Origin of the sequence: Cupriavidus sp. SK-4 (assembly GCF_000611125.1) — a bacterium.
Classification (GTDB): Bacteria; Pseudomonadota; Gammaproteobacteria; order Burkholderiales; family Burkholderiaceae; genus Cupriavidus; species Cupriavidus necator.
Genome location: NZ_JFJW01000098.1, coordinates 121,485 through 140,418 on the forward strand (window position 1 = coordinate 121,485; position 18,934 = coordinate 140,418).

An 18,934-nucleotide genomic window follows, 5' to 3' on the forward strand; every position below is an offset into this window, starting at 1 on the left:
ACACGGCGTTGGTGGTTCATACGGCGGTGCTTGCCGTTTTGGCGTGGTTGCTCGTTCGACCCTGCTACGCCAGGTGAGTCAGGGACAGTGCCTTCGATCACCCACTATTGAACGATCCCCATGCAGGGTGTAGGCCGCCTGCTCCCAGCCGCATCGCGGGGACGCCTGCGGCTGCTGCGCAGGCTCAAAAAACGAAGCAGGCCGCGGCTGTCAGCGTCACTTCAAGTCTCCTGGCGTATCAATATCGCGAAACGCCCCTTCATCCTCAGTCAGTATCCGCGTCACAGGCTTGTCCTTCAGCAACGCCCGCGCGCCCTCATCCCCATCCAGCTTCAGCAATTCCTCACGCCAGGCCGCGCCGAAACCCACGGGATGCCCGCGCTGCCCGTTGCGCCAGGGCGCGGCGATGGTATCCGGCGTGGTGATCGTCAACGCCACCGCCCGGATCAGTTCCATCGGCAGCCAGGGCATATCCGCCAGCGCCACCACCCAGCCGCGCGCTTCGGGCGTGGCCGCCACGGCGGCACGCAGGGCTGCGCCCATGCCGGCTTCGGCGTCGGGCGACTCCACCACGCGGCAGCCGCCGCGGCGCAGTTCCTCCGCCAGTGCCGGGTTGCCCGGACGAATGACGGCGATCGATTCCGGCAGCGCCGCGGCCAGCGTGCGGGAGCTGCGCCAGGCCACGGAGCGGCCGCCGGGCAGCACCTCCAGCAGCTTGTTGCGTTTGCCGGCGGCGTCGAAGCGGCGGCCGTAGCCCGCGGCCAGCAGGATGCCGGTGGGCAGGTCGGTGCGGAGCAGGGGAGCGTTGGGGGCGGCAGTCATGGCGGCACTCGCGAAGTCGTCAGGTGGGATCGGGCGCGACGTCGCAGCTGCTGCCGGTGCTGGCAGCCATCTCGCGTGCGGCCTTGGCGCCTTCCACCTGCAGGATGTCGGGCAGCGATACGTGGTTCCTGGCCGCGATCACCTCGGCCAGGATCGAGATGGCGATCTCCGGCGGCGTGCGGCTGCCGATGTAGATGCCCACGGGGCCATGCAGCCGCGCCAGCTGCAGCTCGGTCAGGTCGAATTCCTTGAGGCGTTCGCGGCGTGCCTGGTTGTTGCGGCGCGAACCCAGCGCGCCCACATAGAAGGCCTTGGTGCGCAGCGCTTCCATCAGCGCCAGGTCGTCCAGCTTGGGGTCGTGCGTGAGCGCGATCACGGCGCAGCGCTCGTCCAGCTTCATGTCGGTGACGGTGTCGTCCGGCATGGTGCGCACCATGGTCACGCCGGGGATGTCCCAGGTCTCGGTGTATTCCTCGCGCGGGTCGCACACGGTGACCTGGAAGCCCAGGCCCACGGCGATCTGGCACAGGTACTTGGACAGCTGCCCGGCGCCGATCACCAGCATGCGGTAGCGCGGGCCGTGGATGGTCAGCAGGGTCTTGCCGTCGAATACCAGCCCGTCGGTGGCGTTGGCCGGGCCCAGCGTGGCGGTGCCGGTAGCCATGTCGAGCGTGCGCGCGACCAGGCGGCCGTTCTCAACGGCATCGAGCAGCTCGGCGATGCCGCTGGCCGGGGTCAGCGGTTCGGTCACCAGCTCGATGGTGCCACCGCAGGGCAGCCCGAAGCGGTGGGCTTCCTCGGCGCTGATGCCGTACTTGATCGCTTCCGGGTGGTCGGCGGTAATGCCCTGCCGGCGCACGCGGTCGATGATGTCGTCCTCGATGCAGCCGCCCGAGACCGAGCCCACCACCAGGCCGTCGTCGCGCACGGCCAGCATCGCGCCTTCGGGCCGGGGCGACGAGCCCCAGGTCCGCACTACCGTGACCAGCAGCACACGATGGCCTTGCTGCTGCCACTGCACGCTGTTCTTCAGGACTTCGAGATCCACGCTGTCCATGATCGTTTCCGCTTCGGTTCCTCTGTTGGTTCATTGTCGCCGGCGGCTGCGGCGGGGGCGCCCTCGGCCGCTGGCGTGTCGTCGGTGGCGTCAGGGGTGACGACCTCGGTGAAGCGCGCAAAGAAGGTATCTGCCATCTTGCGTGCCGCGGCGTCCACCAGCCGCGAGCCGATCTGTGCGATCTTGCCCCCCACGTGGGCGTTGACGGTGTAGGTCAGCACGGTCTCGTCACCGTCTGCTTCCAGCCGGACCTGGGCGCTGCCCTTGCCGAAGCCCGCCGCGCCCCCCTGGCCATCGAAACGGATGGTGTAGCTGTCGGGGGCCTGGATGTCTTCCAGTGCCATGCGGCCCTTGAAGCGCGCCTTGACCGGGCCTACCGCGGCCGTCAGGGCCAGCTGGTAGGCGTTGTCGCCGTCGGGCTCGATACTCTCACATCCCGGGATGCATTGCTTGAGCAGCTCGGTGTCGTTGAGCGCTTCCCATGCCACCTGCTGCGGGACCGGCAGGCGCTGGCTCTGGTTCATTTCCATGGCGGGGCTTCCTTGTTGTGCCTGGCGAGGGCAGGGGTGGCGGCCCGGGGCGGGCCGCCATGGTCGGACAGCAGCGTCTCGAGCGCCAGCAGGCTGTCCAGGTTATGGGCCGGGCGCAGTGCGTCCACGTGCGGCAGGATGGCTTGCACGCCACGCGCCTGCGGGGTGAAGCCGGGGTAGCGCAGCAGCGGGTTGAGCCAGACGATGCGGTGCGCAAAGCGGCGCAGCCGTGCCATTTCGTCGCCGAGCAGCTCGATATGCTCGTGGTCCAGGCCGTCGGTGACTAGCAGCACGGTGGCGCGCCCGGACAGCGTGCGCCGCGCCCAGTGGCGGTTGAAGCTGGCCAGCGCGGCGCCGATGCGGGTGCCGCCGGCCCAGTCGCGCACCTGGCCGGTGATCACCGCGACGGCCTCGTCCGGGTCGCGTTCGCGCAGCGATCGCGTGATGTTGGTCAGCCGCGTGCCGAACAGGAATACCGACAGCCGCTCGCGCGACTGCATCAGCGCATGGCAGAAGTACAGCACCGCGCGCGAGTACTGGCTCATCGAGCCGGAGATGTCGAGCAGCAGCACCACCGGCGGCTTGCGCTCGGCGTGCTTGCGGAATTTCCAGCGCAGCCACTCGCCATGCTGGCGCACCGCCAGGCGCGCGCTGGCGCGCAGGTCGGCATGGGTGCCGCAGGTGGCGGCGCGCAGGCGGCGGGTGCGCTGCAGTGCAAGATGGGCGCGGCGCGTGCGCACCAGGTGCTGCAGCGCGCGCCACTCCTGCGCGGTCAGGGTTTCAAAGTCGCGCTGCGCCAGGCGTTCCTGGTCGGAGAAGGTCAGCGGCACGTGGATGCGCTCGGCCTCGGTCTGCGCGGGCCGCGATGGCGTTTCGGGCTGGCGTGCGGCCAGGGCATCGGCCAGCCGGTTGCTGCGTTTGGGCGGCGGCGCGCCGCTGTCGACGCGCGGCAGCAGCAGCGCGCGCAGCTTGCCTTCCCAGTCGGGATCGCGCCAGAACAGGTCGAAGGCGGCATCGAACAGCGGGCGCTGGTCGGGGCCGGACAGCACCAGCGCCGCCAGCGCGGCGCGCACCTCGTCGCGCTGGCCGATATCGACATGGCGCAGCGCCTGCAAGGCATCGACCGCATGGGCCGGCGACAGCGCGAAGCCGCCGTCGCGCAACAGCCGCATGAAGTGCGTGACGTTGCGCGCCAGCACCGGGAGGGCCGGTGCGGCAGGCCGTACGGCGGCGTGCAGCGTGGCCATCTTCAGCCCCCCGGCGTGGCACCCGCCAGCAGCTCGGCCACGGTGGGACCATCCACGCGCGCCAGGTCGTCCTGATACTTGAGCAGCACGCCCAGCGTGTCGCGCACGGACTGCGGATCGAGCTCGGTCGCGCCCAGCGCCGACAGCGCGCGGCACCAGTCGATGGCCTCGGCGATGCCCGGCGCCTTGAACAGGTCGATGCCGCGCAGCCGGTGGATAAAGTCGATCGCCTGGGCCTGCAGCGCCGCAGCGGCCTCGGGGGCGCGCGCGGCCACGATCTGCAGTTCGCGGTCGCGCTCCGGGTAGCCCATCCACTGGTACAGGCAGCGGCGCTTGAGGGCGTCGTGGACTTCGCGGGTGCGGTTGGAGGTGATCACGATCAGCGGCGGACGCTCGGCGCGAATCACGCCGATCTCGGGGATCGACACCTGGAATTCGGACAGCACCTCCAGCAGGAAGGCTTCGAACGGTTCGTCGGCGCGGTCGATCTCGTCGATCAGCAGCACGCGCGGGACTTCCGGTGCGGCAGGGTCGGGCAGCAGTGATTCCAGCAGCGGACGCTTGAGCAGGTAGTCGTCGTGGTACAGCGACTGCGCCTCGGGCCGCTCGCCGCGTGCCTCGGCCAGGCGCAGCGCCATGATCTGGCGCGGGTAGTCCCATTCGTACAGCGCGCTGGCCGCGTCCAGCCCTTCATAGCATTGCAGCCGCAGCAGCCGCGTGCCGAGCACGCCCGCCATCGCATGCGCCATGGCGGTCTTGCCGACGCCGGGCTCGCCTTCCAGGAACAGCGGCCGCTGCATGCGCATGGCGAGATAGAGCACCGTGGCGGTCTCGCGGTCGGCGAAGTATTGCTGGCGTTCCAGCTGGGCGATGGTGTCGTCGATGGAGGTGGGAAGCATGAGCAATCTTGTGTGCCGATGCGGAAAATACGCCGGCGGTTTGCGCCCTCTCCCGCCGAGCGGGAGAGGGGGAGACAACATGCGGCAGCGGGAAGCGCTACCCCTTCGCCGCCGCCTCCACCGCCCGCGCCGCCAGCACCGGGATCAGATGCGCCCGGTACTCCGCCGACGCATGCAGGTCGGCGTTCAGCGTCGACGCATCGACTTTCACTCCACGCGCCGCCTGCGCGGTGAAGCTGGCCGACAGCGCCTGCTCCAGCGGCTGGCAGCGGAACACGCTGTCGGCCGCGCCTGTCACCGCCACGCGCACCGTGTTGCTGGTGCGCGCCACCATCACGCCCACCAGCGCGAAGCGCGAGGCCGGGTTGCGGAACTTGGCGTAGGCCGCCTGCTCCGGGATCGGGAAGCGCACCGCGGTGATCAGCTCATCCGGTTCCAGCGCGGTTTCATAGAGGCCCTTGAAGAAGTCGTCGGCGGCGATGGTGCGGCGGTCGGTGACCACGGTCGCTCCCAGCCCCAGCACAGCCGCGGGATAGTCGGCAGCGGGATCGTCATTGGCGAGCGCGCCGCCGATGGTGCCCATGGCGCGCACCTGGCGGTCGCCGATGCCGCCGGCCAGTGCCGCCAGCGCCGGGATGCGCTGGCGCACCTCGGCATGCTCGGCCACATCGGCATGGCGCGCGGCGGCGCCGACCACGATCTCATTGCCTTCGACGCGGATCTCGGCCATGCCGGGAATGCGCGCCACGTCCACCAGCACGGAGGGCGCGGCCAGCCGCAGCTTCATCGCGGCCAGCAGGCTCTGGCCGCCGCCGAGAAACTTGGCGTCGGGATCGGCCTTGAGCGTGGCCACGGCCGCCTTGGCATCCGCGGCGCGTTCAAAATTGAATGCGTACATGTCGGTTTCCTTTGCGGTGTGCAGGGGTCACGGCCGGGCGGCCTGGATGGCCTGCCAGACCCGGTGCGGCGTGGCGGGCATCTGGATGTCCTTCACGCCCAGCGGGCTGAGCGCATCCACCAGCGCATTGATGAACGCCGGCGGCGAGCCGATCGCGCCGGCCTCGCCGCAGCCCTTCACGCCCAGCGGGTTGTGCGTGCAGGGCGTGCCGGTGGCGGTCTCGACGGTGAAGTCGGGCAGGTCGCCGGCGCGCGGCATGGCGTAGTCCATGTACGAACCCGTCAGCAACTGGCCGCTGTCGTTGTCGTAGATGCACTGCTCCAGCATGGCCTGGCCCAGCCCCTGGCCGATGCCGCCATGGACCTGGCCTTCGACGATCATCGGGTTGATGATGTTGCCGAAGTCGTCCACCGCGGTGAACTTGACCACCTGCGACTCGCCGGTATCGGGATCGACCTCCACCTCGCACACATAGGCGCCGGACGGGTAGGTGAAGTTGGTCGGGTCGTAGAACGCATTTTCGTTCAGGCCCGGCTCCAGCTTGTCGAGCGGATAGTTGTGCGGCACGTAGGCGGACAGCGCGACCTCGCCGAAGGTCTTGGTGCGGTCGGTGCCGGCCACGCGGAACACGCCGTTGCTGAACTCGATGTCGGTGTCGGCGGCTTCCAGCAGGTGCGCGGCGATCTTCTTGGCCTTGGCCTCGATCTTGTCGAGCGCCTTGACGATGGCCGAGCCGCCCACCGCCAGCGAGCGCGAGCCGTAGGTGCCCATGCCGAACGGCACCCGGCCGGTGTCGCCGTGCACGATCTCGACCTGGTCCAGCTGCAGCCCGAGCCGGTCGGCGACCACCTGCGCAAAGGTGGTCTCGTGCCCCTGGCCATGGCTGTGCGAGCCGGTGAACACGGTCACGGTGCCGGTCGGGTGCACGCGGATCTCGCCCACCTCGAACAGCCCCGCGCGCGCGCCCAGCGCGCCGGCGATATTCGACGGCGCCAGCCCGCAGGCCTCGATATAGCAGGAATAGCCCAGGCCGCGCAGCTTGCCGCGCTGCTTCGCTTCGTCGCGCCGGGCCGGGAAGCCCTTGACGTCGGCCAGCTCCTGCGCGCGCGCCAGGCATGGCTCGTAGTCGCCGGTGTCATAGGTCAGGCCCACCGGCGTGGCGTACGGGAACTGGCGGATGAAGTTCTTGCGGCGCAGCTCGGCCGGGTCGATCTTCATCTCGTGCGCGGCGGTTTCGACCAGGCGCTCGACCACATAGGTGGCCTCGGGCCGGCCGGCGCCGCGGTAGGCATCCACCGGTGCGGTGTTGGTGAAGACCGACTGCACTTCGGCGTAGATCGCGGGCGTGGCGTACTGGCCCGCCAGCAGCGTCGCATACAGGATGGTGGGCACGCTGCTGGCGAAGGTCGACAGGTAGGCGCCCATATTGGCGGTGGTATGCACCCGCATCGCCAGGAACTTGCCGTCGGCGTCGAGCGCCAGCTCGGCCCTGGTCACATGGTCGCGGCCGTGCGCATCGGTCAGAAAGGACTCGGAGCGGTCCGCGGTCCACTTGACCGGGCGGCCGATCTTCTTCGAGGCCCAGGTCAGCGCCACGTCTTCCGGGTACAGGAAGATCTTGGAGCCGAAGCCGCCGCCCACGTCCGGCGCGATGATGCGCAGGCGCGATTCGGGCAGCCCCAGCACGAACGCGCCCATCAGCAGGCGTTCGACGTGCGGGTTCTGGTTGGCCACGTAGACGGTGTAGCTGTCGTCCTGGCGCGTGTAGCTGGCGTTGACCGCGCGCGGCTCGATCGCGTTGGGGATCAGCCGGTTGTTGACGATGTCCAGCGTGGTCACGTGGGCGGCCTTGGCAAAGGCGGCGTCGGTGGCGGCCTTGTCGCCGTGGCCCCAGGTGTAGCAGGTGTTGGCGGGCACGTCGTCATGCACCAGGGTGGCAGCCTTGGCGGCATCGGCGGCGCTGACCACGGCGGGCAGCTCTTCATAGTCGACGTCGATCTTCTCTGCCGCGTCGCGTGCCTGCTGCAGCGTCTCGGCGATGACCAGCGCGACCTGGTCGCCGACGTGGCGCACCTTGTCGTGGGCGATCACCGGGTGCGGCGGCTCCTTCATCGGCGTGCCGTCGATGCTGTGGATCAGCCAGCCGCAGGGCAGGCCGCCGACCTTGTCGGCCGCCAGTTCGTCGCCGGTCAGCACGGCGATCACGCCGGGCGCGGCCAGGGCCTCGGTCTTGTCGATCGAGCGGATGCGCGCATGCGCGTGCGGCGAGCGTAGGAAGTACGCGTAGCTTTGCTGCGGCAGCACGATGTCGTCGGTGTACTGGCCGTTGCCGGTCAGGAAGCGATAGTCTTCCTTGCGCTTGACGGGCGCGCCTACCAGGCGTTGGTTCTCGGGTGCGTTCATGGCCGGTCCCCCTTATTCCGCGCTGGCGGTGGTGCCCTGCATGGCCGCCTGGCCCTGCTGCACTGCGCGCACGATGTTGTGGTAGCCCGTGCAGCGGCACAGGTTGCCTTCCAGGTGCGCGCGGATGGTGGCGGCGTCGGCGCCGGGGTGTTCCTGCACCAGCGCGGTGGCGCTCATCACCATGCCGGGCGTGCAGAAGCCGCATTGCAGGCCGTGGCATTCGCGGAAGGCTTCCTGCATCGGGTGCAGCGTGCCGGGAGCGGCCAGGCCCTCGATGGTGGTGACCTTGGCGCCGTCGGCCTGCACCGCCAGCAGGTTGCACGACTTGACCGCCCGGCCATCCAGGTGGACCGTGCAGGCGCCGCACTGCGCGGTGTCGCAGCCGACGTGGGTGCCGGTCAGGCGCAACTGCTCGCGCAGGAACTGGACCAGGAGGGTGTTGGGTTCTACCTGCGCGTCAACGGGCTTGCCGTTGACCGTCAGGCGGATCGGAATCGCCATGCTTGTCTCCATGTGGGGTGGACGCGCATGACCAATTGCCCGAAATCCCGAACGAACTGCGTGGGACTGGCCACGACGCGGTACTGCCGCTTAAGACGGCTATAGGACGGCTAATTCGTGATATTGGTGCTGCCGCTACAACTGCTGTAGGTGCGCCAGCGCACGCGGCGAGCGGCTTCAATGCTGGCGCGAATGCTGCGGCCGGCGAACGATTGGCCACAACAGGCTCTAACAGTTAATCACAAATCGTGGGGCGCTGCCATGTGGTTTGCCCGCGCCCCGTTCGGGGCACAGCAGCTAGAATGAGCCGCGCCCACTGGCACCTGCCACCCTTACATGGAAGCCTTCTTCGACTGGCTGTTTGAAACCATTGCCCTGCCCAAGGTGGGCCTGCCCGCGATCTTTGTGGTCAGCCTGATCTCGGCCACGCTGCTGCCGCTGGGCTCGGAGCCGGCGGTGTTCGGCTACGTCAAGCTCAACCCGGAGATGTTTTGGCCGGCGATCGTGGTGGCCACCGCCGGCAACACCGTGGGCGGTGCCATCGACTGGTGGCTGGGCTATGCCGCCAAGCTGGCGCTGGTGCGCTATCACAAGCGGCGCCGGGCGCGCGAGCACGACCTTGAGCACCTGGAGCATCGCGAGCACACGCGCAAGCCGCCCAAGCCCAAGCTCGACGCGCGCTACTTCCGGTGGATGCGCCGGCTTGGGCCGCCCACGCTGCTGTTCTCGTGGCTGCCTGGAATTGGTGATCCATTGTGCACTTTGGCAGGCTGGCTGCGCCTCTCGTTCTGGCCCAGCCTGGCCTGGATGGCGGTCGGCAAGTTCATCCGCTATCTGTTTATGACCGCCAGCCTGCTGTGGATCCCGGACAGCTTTTGGCACAACATTGCGCAAATGTGGAAGGCCTGGTTCTGATCCGATGCGCCGCCGGCACCACCGCGGGGCGCCAGTGCCACCGCCCAAATGTCGCCTAATCCCTTGTTCCAACAAGGATTCCTTGATGTTGCGGCGCGGCGAAACCGGGCCTTGCAGTACAATCGCCCTTTAATGAACGATTCGCGCACTGTCCCCGTGCGCAGCAGGAAGCGGTCCCCTAATGAACGCCCCACTCGTGCTCGACGCCAAGCTCGCCGCGCAGGACGCCCCGCCGCGCCTGCGTGAAATTCCCTATAACTACACGTCCTTCTCGGACCGCGAGATTGTCATCCGCCTGCTCGGCGAGGAAGCCTGGCGCATCCTGGACGAGCTGCGCAGTGAGCGCCGCACCGGCCGCTCCGCCCGCATGCTGTACGAGGTGCTGGGCGATATCTGGGTGGTCCGCCGCAATCCCTACCTGCAGGACGACCTGCTGGAAAATCCCAAGCGCCGCCAGATGCTGGTCAGCGCGCTGCACCACCGCCTGAACGAGATCGAGAAGCGCCGCGCCGCCGACCGTGCCGAGCACGCCGAGCCCGCCGCCGAGGATCGGTCGCACCGCGTGGAGCAGCTGGTCGCCTTCGCCAAGCAGGCGATCGAGGACTTCAAGAACGAATTCGCCGCGGCCTACGACCTGCGCAAGCGCGCCCAGCGCGTGCTGGGCAAGGTCACGCAGAAGGACAACATCAAGTTCGATGGCCTGTCGCGCGTCTCGCACGTGACCGACGCCACCGACTGGCGCGTGGAATACCCGTTCGTCGTACTGACGCCGGATACCGAGGAAGAGATCGCCGGCCTGGTCAAGGGCTGCTTCGAGCTGGGCCTCACCATCATCCCGCGCGGGGGCGGCACCGGCTATACCGGCGGCGCCGTGCCGCTGACGCCGATGAGCGCGGTGATCAATACCGAGAAGCTGGAACAGCTCGGCCCGGTCGAGCAGACCGACCTGCCCGGTGTGTCGCATCAGGTCGCGACCATCTTCTCCGGCGCCGGCGTGGTGACGCGCCGCGTGGCCGATGCGGCCGACAAGGCCGGCCTGGTGTTCGCGGTCGACCCGACCTCGATCGATGCCTCGTGCATCGGCGGCAACGTGGCCATGAACGCCGGCGGCAAGAAGGCCGTGCTGTGGGGCACCGCGCTGGACAACCTGGCCTGGTGGCGCATGGTGGACCCGGAGGGCAACTGGCTCGAGATCACCCGGCTGGACCACAACCTGGGCAAGATCCACGACGTGCCGGTTGCCACCTTCGAGCTGAAGTGGTCGGACGGCAACCGTGCGCCGGGCGAGAAGGTGCTGCGCACCGAGACGCTGGCCATCGAGGGCCGCAAGTTCCGCAAGGAAGGCCTGGGCAAGGACGTCACCGACAAGTTCCTGGCCGGCCTGCCCGGCGTGCAGAAGGAAGGCTGCGACGGCATCATCACCAGCGCGCGCTGGATCCTGCACCGCATGCCGAAATTCATCCGCACGGTCTGCCTGGAGTTCTTCGGCCAGGCGCGCGACGCCATCCCGAGCATCGTCGAGATCAAGGACTTCCTCGACGCCGAGACCAGGAAGCCCGGCGGTGCCATCCTGGCCGGCCTGGAGCACCTGGACGAGCGCTACCTGCGCGCGGTCGGCTACGCCACCAAGAGCAAGCGCAACGCCTTCCCGAAGATGGTGCTGATCGGCGATATCGTCGGCGACGATGAAGACGCGGTGGCGCGCGCCACCTCGGAAGTGATCCGCATGGCCAACGGCAAGAGCGGCGAAGGCTTTATCGCCGTCAGCCCCGAGGCGCGCAAGAAGTTCTGGCTCGACCGGTCGCGCACCGCCGCCATTGCCAAGCACACCAACGCCTTCAAGATCAATGAAGACGTGGTGATCCCGCTCAATCGCATGGGCGAGTACACCGACGGCATCGAGCGCATCAATATCGAGCTGTCGATCAAGAGCAAGCTCAAGCTGGTCGACACGCTCGAAGCGTTCTTCGCGCGCGGCAACCTGCCGCTGGGCCGCAGCGACGACGCCAACGAGATCCCCAGCGCCGAGCTGCTGGAAGACCGCGTGCAGCACGCTCTGACGCTGCTGCGCGAGATCCGCGCGCGCTGGCGTTACCTGCAGGACCACATGGACGTGCCGCTGACGCAGGCCAAGGCCTCGCTGATCGGGCACGGGCTGGGACTGCTGGGGCAGGAGTTCGATGCGCGCCTGCAGCAGCAGCCTGACGCCACCGTGTTCCACCTGCTGCAGGACCGCACCATCCGCGTGTCCTGGAAGGCCGAGATCCGCGCCGAATTGCGCAAGATCTTCAACGGCGGCGAGTTCAAGCCGATCCTGGACGAGGCCCAGAGGATCCACAAGCAGGTGCTGCGCGGCCGCGTCTTCGTGGCGCTGCACATGCACGCCGGCGACGGCAACGTGCACACCAATATCCCGGTCAACTCCGACGACTACGACATGCTGCAGGACGCGCACCGCGCGGTGGCCCGCATCATGGACCTGGCGCGGTCGCTCGACGGCGTGATCTCGGGCGAGCACGGCATCGGCATCACCAAGCTGGAATTCCTGACCGAGGAAGAGATCGGCGACTTCCGCGCCTACAAGCTGAAGGTCGATCCGCAAGGGCGCTTCAACAAGGGCAAGCTGCTGCCCGGCGCCGACCTGCGCAATGCCTACACGCCGTCGTTCGGCCTGATGGGGCATGAGTCGATCATCATGCAGCAGAGCGATATCGGCGCGATTGCCGAGAGCGTCAAGGACTGCCTGCGCTGCGGCAAGTGCAAGCCGGTGTGCGCCACCCACGTGCCGCGCGCCAACCTGCTGTACAGCCCGCGCAACAAGATCCTGGCGACCTCGCTTCTGGTCGAGGCCTTCCTGTACGAAGAGCAGACCCGCCGCGGCATTTCGGTCAAGCACTGGGACGAGTTCTCCGACGTGGCCGACCACTGCACCGTGTGCCACAAGTGCGTGACGCCGTGCCCGGTCAAGATCGACTTCGGCGACGTGTCGATGAACATGCGCAACCTGCTGCGCAAGATGGGGCAGAAGAAGTTCAACCCCGGCACCGCGGCGTCGATGTTTTTCCTCAACGCCACCAACCCCGAGACCATCAACCTGACCCGCAAGGTCATGATCGACTGGGGCTACAAGGCGCAGCGCCTCGGCAATGACGTGCTGAAGAAATTCGCCAAGAAGCAGACCGCGCATCCGCCCGCGACCGTGGGCAAGGCGCCGGTGCGCGAGCAGGTGATCCACTTCATCAACAAGAAGATGCCGGGCAACCTGCCCAAGAAGACCGCGCGCGCGCTGCTCGACATCGAAGACAACGAGATCGTGCCGATCATCCGCGACCCGAAGGCGACCACGCCGGAAACGGAGGCGGTGTTCTACTTCCCGGGCTGCGGCTCGGAGCGGCTGTTCTCGCAGGTGGGCCTGGCCACGCAGGCGATGCTGTGGCACGTCGGCGTGCAGACCGTGCTGCCGCCGGGCTACCTGTGCTGCGGCTATCCGCAGCGCGGCAACGGCCAGTACGACAAGGCCGAGAAGATCGTCACCGACAACCGCGTGCTGTTCCACCGCGTGGCCAATACGCTGAACTACCTCGACATCAAGACCGTGGTGGTCAGCTGCGGCACGTGCTACGACCAGCTTGCCGGGTATGAATTCGACAAGATCTTCCCGGGCTGCCGCATCATCGACATCCACGAATACCTGCTAGAGAAGGGTGTGAAGCTGGAAGGCGTGACCGGTACGCGCTACATGTACCACGATCCCTGCCACACCCCGATCAAGACCATGGACCCGACCAAGCTGGTCAATGACCTGATGGGCGGCAACACCGGCCTGGGCAAGATCGAGAAGAACGAGCGCTGCTGCGGTGAATCGGGCACGCTGGCGGTGACGCGTCCGGATATCTCGACCCAGGTCCGCTTCCGCAAGGAAGAGGAAATGACCAAGGGCGCCGACAAGCTGCGCGCCGACGGCTTCACCGGCGACGTCAAGATCCTGACCAGCTGCCCGTCGTGCCTGCAGGGGCTGTCGCGCTACAAGGAAGATGCTTCGGTGCAGGCGGACTACATCGTGATCGAGATGGCCAAGCACCTGCTTGGGGAGAACTGGATGCCTGAGTATGTCGCCAAGGCCAATGCCGGTGGCATCGAACGGGTGCTGGTCTGAGTCTCGACGATGGCGCGCGTACCCAACTGCCCCTTGTGCGAGACCGACGGCGGCGAACTGGTCTGGATGGGCGACCGCGCCCGGCTGATCCTGGTCGAGCATGACCGTTTCCCGGGCTTCTGCCGCATCGTCTGGAACGATCACGTGGCCGAGTTGAGCGACCTGGAGGATGCCGACCAGGCCTGGCTGATGCGGCTGGTCGCACGTGTCGAACGGGTGGTGCGCGAGGTCATGGCGCCGGACAAGGTCAACCTGGCGGCCTTTGGCAATATGGTGCCGCACCTGCACTGGCACATCATCCCGCGCTACCGCTGGGACACCCATTTCCCCGAGGCGATCTGGGCCGCGCCGCAGCGCGCGGCGGATGCCGTGCGCGTGCAGGAGCTCGCCAGCCGGCTGCCGGCGCTGCGTACGGCGCTTTCGCTGCTCGAAGCCGGCGACGCCTGAGGGGCGCGCGGAACCCACGCCTGGCCGTGACCGTCTGAATGCTGTTGCCGCCGTGGCCTGCCGCCACGGTATCCAGAACAACAAGCCCGGCCGGCATCTGCTGACGGGCCAAGCGCTGCCGCTATGTCCTCCACTCCGACCTCAGTCACCGTACCGGGCCCTGCCGTCCCTGCCAGGGCCCTCAAGATCCAGAGCCGGCTGCGCATGGCCGCCACCTGGGCGCTGATCAAGCCTTACTGGAAATCCGAAGACCGCGTCGCCGGGCTTGGCCTGCTGGCCCTGGTGGTGGTGCTCAACCTCGGCATCGTCTATATCAACGTGCTGCTCAACGAGTGGAACCGCGTGTTCTACAACGCCCTGGAGCAGCGCGACTACGCCTCGTTCAAGGTGCTGCTGCTGCGCTTCTCGTGGATCGCGGCGTTCTTCATCGTGGCGGCGATCTCGCGCCAGTACTACACCATGATGCTGCAGATGCGCTGGCGTACCTGGATGACCGGCCGCTTCATGGGCCACTGGCTCGGGCACCAGGCCTATTACCGCATCGAGCAGACCCACACCACCGATAACCCCGACCAGCGTATCGCCGACGATTTGCGCCAGTTCACCGACGGCGCGCTGTCGTTGTCGCTCGGGCTGCTCAACTCGGTGGTGACGCTGCTGTCCTTCGTCGGCATCCTGTGGACGGTATCGGGGCCGATCAGCTTTGCAATGGGCGGTACCGAATGGACCATCCCCGGTTATATGGTGTGGTTCGCGGCGGGCTATGCGGTGATCGGCTCGCTGGTGGCGCACGTGGTCGGCCGCCCGCTGATCGGCCTGAACTTCCAGCAGGAACAGTACGAGGCGGATTTCCGTTTCACGCTGGTGCGCCTGCGCGAGAACAGCGAGCCGGTGGCGCTGTACCGCGGCGAGCCGACCGAGCAGGCCGGCCTGCGTGCGCGCTTCGACCGCATCCGTGCCAACTGGAACCAGCTGATGCGCTATACGCGGCGGCTGACCTTCGTCAGCTCCGGCTACGCGCAGTTCGCCATCATCTTCCCGATCCTGGTGGCGGCGCCGCGCTACTTCGCGGGCAAGATGACGCTGGGCGGGCTGATGCAGACCAGCTCCGCCTTCGGCCAGGTGCAGGGTGCGCTGTCGTGGTTTGTCGACAGCTATGCCACGCTGGTGGGCTGGAAGGCCGCCGCCAACCGCCTGATCGATTTCCAGGAAGCGATCCGCGTGGCCGAGCGCCAGGACATGGCGCCGGGCGGCGTGCGCGATATCGAGGTGGAACATACCGGCAAGCCGCAGAATGGCATCACCATCGACGGCCTGGCGCTGGCACTGCCGGTACGCGCCGCGCGCAGCGCGGCCGTGGGCCAGCGGCCGCTGGTGGCGCCGTTCTCGCTGTCGGTCGCGCCGGGCGAGCGCTGGCTGGTCAGCGGCCCGTCCGGCTGCGGCAAGAGCGTGCTGTTCCGCGCGCTGGCGGGGATCTGGCCATACGGCAGCGGCACCGTGACCATGCCCGACGGCGCGCGCATGCTGTTCCTGCCGCAGCGCAGCTACCTGCCGATCGGCACGCTGGCCGATGCGCTGGCTTACCCGGACGCCGGCACCGTGCATAGCGCGGAGGCGCTGCAGGCGGCGCTGCGCCAGGCGCGGCTGGCGGCGCTGGCGGACCAGCTCGACGTGTTCGACAACTGGGCGCTGCGGCTGTCGCCGGGCGAACAGCAGCGGCTGGCGTTTGCGCGCGCACTGTTGCAGAAGCCCGACTACCTGTTCCTGGATGAAGCCACCAGCGCGCTGGACGAGGAAACCGAGGGCGTCATGTACAAGCTCATGGTGGACTCGCTGCCCGGCGCGGCCATCGTCAGCATCGCCCACCGCAGCACCGTGGCGGCCTTCCACGGCCGGCGCCTGCGCTACGTGCCGCAGGACGGGGAAGCGGCCCGGGCTGCGCAAGCCGGCGAGCCTGGGGTAAGCTATCGGGTCGTATGCGAAGCGTGATGCCGTGCCGTACCGGCAGCATCGCGCGGCAATCACCCCCTCAGGAGCGACCCTAACCGGGCCGCGATCATCATGGCAGGCCTGGAAAAAGACACCCCTCATCCCACCGCGCTGACCGTCCATACGCAATCCCGCGTGCTGGAGATCGGCTTCGACAACGGCCGCAGCTTCCGGCTGCCGTTCGAGCTGCTGCGCGTGTATTCGCCGTCCGCTGAAGTCCAGGGCCACGGCCCGGGGCAGGAAGTGCTGCAGACCGGCAAGCGCGAGGTGGGCGTCAACGCGGTCGAGCCGGTCGGCAACTACGCCATCCTGATCCGCTTTACCGACGGCCACGAGACCGGCATCTATTCCTGGGACCTGCTGTACCGCCTCGGCGACAACCAGGATGCGCTCTGGCAGGACTACCTGCAGCGCCTGGAAGCCGCCGGCGCCGACCGCGATACCCCGATGCCCGCCGCCGGAGCTGCCGGCGGCCACGGCTGCGGCCATCACTGAGCCGCGCCGAACCGATTACCCTGGAGTCTGAAAGATGAGTGAAACCCACTTCGGGTTTGAAAAGGTCGACGAAGCGGAAAAGGCCGACAAGGTTGCCGGCGTATTCCATTCGGTGGCGAGCAAGTACGACGTGATGAACGACCTGATGTCGGGTGGCATGCACCGGCTCTGGAAGTTGTTCACCATCGCCCAGGCCGGGGTGCGTCCCGGCCACAAGGTGCTGGACATCGCCGGCGGCACCGGCGACCTGGCCAAGACCTTCGCCAGGCAGGCCGGCCCGACCGGAGAGGTCTGGCTGACCGACATCAACGAGTCGATGCTGCGCGTGGGCCGCGACCGGCTGCTGAACAAGGGTATCGTCACCCCGGTGTGCCTGTGCGACGCCGAGCGCATCCCGTTCCCGGACAACCACTTCGACCTGGTGACCGTGGCCTTCGGCCTGCGCAACATGACGCACAAGGATGCCGCGCTGGCCGAGATGCGCCGCGTGGTCAAGCCGGGCGGCAAGGTCATGGTGCTGGAATTCTCCAAGGTATGGAAACCCCTGGAGAAGGCCTACGACGTCTATTCTTTCAAGGTGCTGCCGTGGCTGGGTGAGCGGGTGGCAGGGGATGCCCCCAGCTATCGCTATCTCGCGGAATCGATCAGAATGCATCCGGACCAGGCTTCACTTGTACGCTTGATGGAACATGCCGGTCTGGAAAATGTCGAATACTTCAATCTGACGGCCGGAGTGGTGGCGCTCCACGTCGGGCGCAAGTATTAAGAAGACTTGAAATCGCCATGCCTCGCCCGCATATAGGGTGAAACTGACAGGGGATAGCAGAATATGTCGTCAATTCGTGGGAAATTCCTGGTAGGGTCGCTGATTACCGCGATTGCCTTGGGAGTGATGTTCGACGCCAATGCCAAGCGCATGGGCGGTTCGCGCAGCATCGGCAAGCAATCTGAGTCGGTCACGCAGCGCCAGCAGGCGCCGCAGCCCACTTCGCCGACCCAGCAGGCGCAGCAGCCCGCACAACAGGCGGCTCCGGCAACGGCCGGTGCGGCCGGCGCGGCAGCTGCCGCGGCGCCCAAGCGTAACTGGGGCGGCATCCTGGGCGGCATTGCCGCCGGCCTGGGTATCGGCTGGCTGCTGTCGCACTTCGGCCTGGGCGGCGCGGCGCTGAGCTTCCTGTCCAACATGATCCTGATCGCGCTGGTGGCGTTCGCCGCGATCTGGCTGATCCGCAAGTTCCGTGGCGGCAGCAAGCGCACCCAGCAGCCGGCCTACGCCGGTGCCGGCAACGCGCCGAACCTGGATCGCACCGCCGAGCCCATGTTCCGCGGTGAGCCGACGCCTGTGTCTTCGGGTAGCCCGGCTGGCCCGGCCGCCAGCACGGTACTGCCGGCAGCATCGGCAGCCCCGGTCGCGGCCGATGCCGTGGCCCAGCAGCCGTGGGGCGTGCCGGCCGACTTCGATACCGAAGCCTTCCTGCGCAACGCCAAGGTCCACTTCGTGCGCCTGCAGGCCGCGTGGGACGCCGGCAACCTGGACGACATCCGCGAGTTCACCACGCCGGAGATGTTCGCCGAGATCAAGATGGACCTGTCCGAGCGCGGCGCCGAGGTCAACAAGACCGACGTGGTCACGCTGGAAGCCCAGCTGCTCGGCATCGAGTCGGCCGCGGCCCAGCATATCGCCAGCGTGCGCTTCTCGGGCATGATCCGCGAGAAGTCCGGCGAGGCGGCCCAGCCGTTCGGCGAGGTCTGGAACCTGGCCAAGCCTGCCAGCGGCACCGGCGGCTGGCTGCTGGCCGGCATCCAGCAAGAGTCCTGATGCCGCACCCCGCGGCGGTGATGCGCCGGGGGGAGTAGCTTAGAATGGAGGCCCACGCGGAAGCGGGGGCCTTTTTTGTTTGGGGCGCCCGACCTGCGGCGTCACTGCCTGCCCGCCAACCGCGCTGTCATGAATACTCTGCCTTCCGCCCTGGCCATGCCCGCCATCTCGGCGCTGAACCACCTGCTTGAGCAGGAGCCGTGGGCCCGCAATCAGCTCACGCCGTTTGCCGGGCGCGTGATCCGCTTCGATGCAGCCGCCTTCGTGCTGTCGCTGAAGGTGACGGAGCACGGCTGCACCGAACCGGCGCCCGAGGCCGAGGCGCCCGCGGTGACGCTGCGCGTGCCGGTGCAGCAGTGGCCGCTGGTGGCCGCCGACGTGGCCGAAGGCGGCCAGGCCGCCGCCATGCGCCATGTACGCATCGAGGGCGACGCCGAGCTGGCCAACACCGTCTCGACGCTGGCGCGCAACCTGCGCTGGGACGCCGCCGAAGACCTGTCGCGCGCGCTGCGCGGCATCCTGGGCGGGCCGGTGAGCGACAGCGTGGCGCAGCGCGTGGTCGATGGCGCGCGCCAGGTGCATGGGCAGGCCACGCGCGTTGGCCGCGCCCTGGTCGACAACGTTACCGACTACCTGCTGGACGAGCATCCGACCCTGGTGCGCCACGCCGCGCTCGATGCCTTCGGCGCCGACGTGGGCCGGCTGCGCGACAGCCTGGCCCGGCTCGAAAAACGGCTGGAGCGGCTGGAGCGCGCC

At 68.0% G+C, this 18,934-nt stretch carries 16 protein-coding genes; 8 read left to right on the plus strand and 8 right to left on the minus strand.

The features are described 5' to 3' along the window. Positions 1-216: 216 nt before the first annotated feature. The 8 genes from CF68_RS21620 to CF68_RS21655 form a co-directional block, all read right to left on the minus strand. Positions 217-822, minus strand: coding sequence for an NTP transferase domain-containing protein (locus tag CF68_RS21620; RefSeq protein WP_035822725.1), 606 nt, complete (start codon positions 820-822; stop codon positions 217-219). Positions 823-841: 19 nt separating this feature from the next. Next, positions 842-1,879, minus strand: a complete 1,038-nt coding sequence (locus CF68_RS21625; protein WP_013955522.1) for an XdhC family protein — start codon at positions 1,877-1,879, stop codon at positions 842-844. Further along, complete coding sequence (locus CF68_RS21630; protein WP_035822727.1) at positions 1,852-2,409, minus strand: CoxG family protein; 558 nt, start codon at positions 2,407-2,409, stop codon at positions 1,852-1,854. Before CF68_RS21630 ends, CF68_RS21625 begins: the two co-directional genes overlap by 28 nt. After that, complete coding sequence (locus CF68_RS21635) at positions 2,400-3,656, minus strand: VWA domain-containing protein (RefSeq protein WP_035822730.1); 1,257 nt, start codon at positions 3,654-3,656, stop codon at positions 2,400-2,402. The genes CF68_RS21630 and CF68_RS21635 overlap by 10 nt, the downstream gene beginning before the upstream one ends. A gap of 2 nt (positions 3,657-3,658) precedes the next feature. Further along, positions 3,659-4,555 (minus strand): MoxR family ATPase, encoded by an 897-nt coding sequence (locus tag CF68_RS21640; protein WP_035822733.1) that lies wholly within the window; start codon positions 4,553-4,555, stop codon positions 3,659-3,661. 97 nt (positions 4,556-4,652) lie between these two features. After that, positions 4,653-5,453: a xanthine dehydrogenase family protein subunit M gene (locus tag CF68_RS21645; RefSeq protein WP_035822735.1), complete on the minus strand. Its 801-nt coding sequence runs from the start codon at positions 5,451-5,453 to the stop codon at positions 4,653-4,655. A gap of 27 nt (positions 5,454-5,480) precedes the next feature. Next, complete coding sequence (locus CF68_RS21650) at positions 5,481-7,856, minus strand: xanthine dehydrogenase family protein molybdopterin-binding subunit (protein ID WP_035822737.1); 2,376 nt, start codon at positions 7,854-7,856, stop codon at positions 5,481-5,483. 12 nt (positions 7,857-7,868) lie between these two features. Then, complete coding sequence (locus CF68_RS21655) at positions 7,869-8,357, minus strand: (2Fe-2S)-binding protein (RefSeq protein WP_035822739.1); 489 nt, start codon at positions 8,355-8,357, stop codon at positions 7,869-7,871. A 336-nt stretch (positions 8,358-8,693) separates the two neighbouring features. Between CF68_RS21655 and CF68_RS21660 the strand changes: the two genes are divergently transcribed. From CF68_RS21660 to CF68_RS21695, 8 genes are all read left to right on the plus strand, one after another. Beyond that, the gene (locus tag CF68_RS21660) at positions 8,694-9,272 is read left to right on the plus strand and encodes a YqaA family protein (protein WP_035822742.1); all 579 of its coding nucleotides are present in this window, start codon (positions 8,694-8,696) and stop codon (positions 9,270-9,272) included. A gap of 181 nt (positions 9,273-9,453) precedes the next feature. Then, the gene (locus CF68_RS21665) at positions 9,454-13,428 is read left to right on the plus strand and encodes an FAD/FMN-binding oxidoreductase (protein WP_035822744.1); all 3,975 of its coding nucleotides are present in this window, start codon (positions 9,454-9,456) and stop codon (positions 13,426-13,428) included. Positions 13,429-13,437: 9 nt separating this feature from the next. After that, complete coding sequence (locus tag CF68_RS21670) at positions 13,438-13,875, plus strand: HIT family protein (protein ID WP_011614519.1); 438 nt, start codon at positions 13,438-13,440, stop codon at positions 13,873-13,875. A gap of 123 nt (positions 13,876-13,998) precedes the next feature. After that, positions 13,999-15,864: an ABC transporter ATP-binding protein/permease gene (locus CF68_RS21675; RefSeq protein ID WP_035822746.1), complete on the plus strand. Its 1,866-nt coding sequence runs from the start codon at positions 13,999-14,001 to the stop codon at positions 15,862-15,864. A 72-nt stretch (positions 15,865-15,936) separates the two neighbouring features. Next, on the plus strand, positions 15,937-16,359 hold the full coding sequence (locus CF68_RS21680; RefSeq protein WP_035822748.1) for a gamma-butyrobetaine hydroxylase-like domain-containing protein: 423 nt from the start codon (positions 15,937-15,939) through the stop codon (positions 16,357-16,359). A gap of 34 nt (positions 16,360-16,393) precedes the next feature. Next, on the plus strand, positions 16,394-17,125 hold the full coding sequence (ubiE, locus tag CF68_RS21685) for a bifunctional demethylmenaquinone methyltransferase/2-methoxy-6-polyprenyl-1,4-benzoquinol methylase UbiE (protein ID WP_035822751.1): 732 nt from the start codon (positions 16,394-16,396) through the stop codon (positions 17,123-17,125). A 63-nt stretch (positions 17,126-17,188) separates the two neighbouring features. Beyond that, on the plus strand, positions 17,189-18,178 hold the full coding sequence (locus tag CF68_RS21690) for a Tim44 domain-containing protein (RefSeq protein WP_035822754.1): 990 nt from the start codon (positions 17,189-17,191) through the stop codon (positions 18,176-18,178). A gap of 129 nt (positions 18,179-18,307) precedes the next feature. After that, positions 18,308-18,934: SCP2 domain-containing protein (locus CF68_RS21695; RefSeq protein WP_035822825.1), on the plus strand; the 627-nt coding region annotated here is incomplete at its 3' end.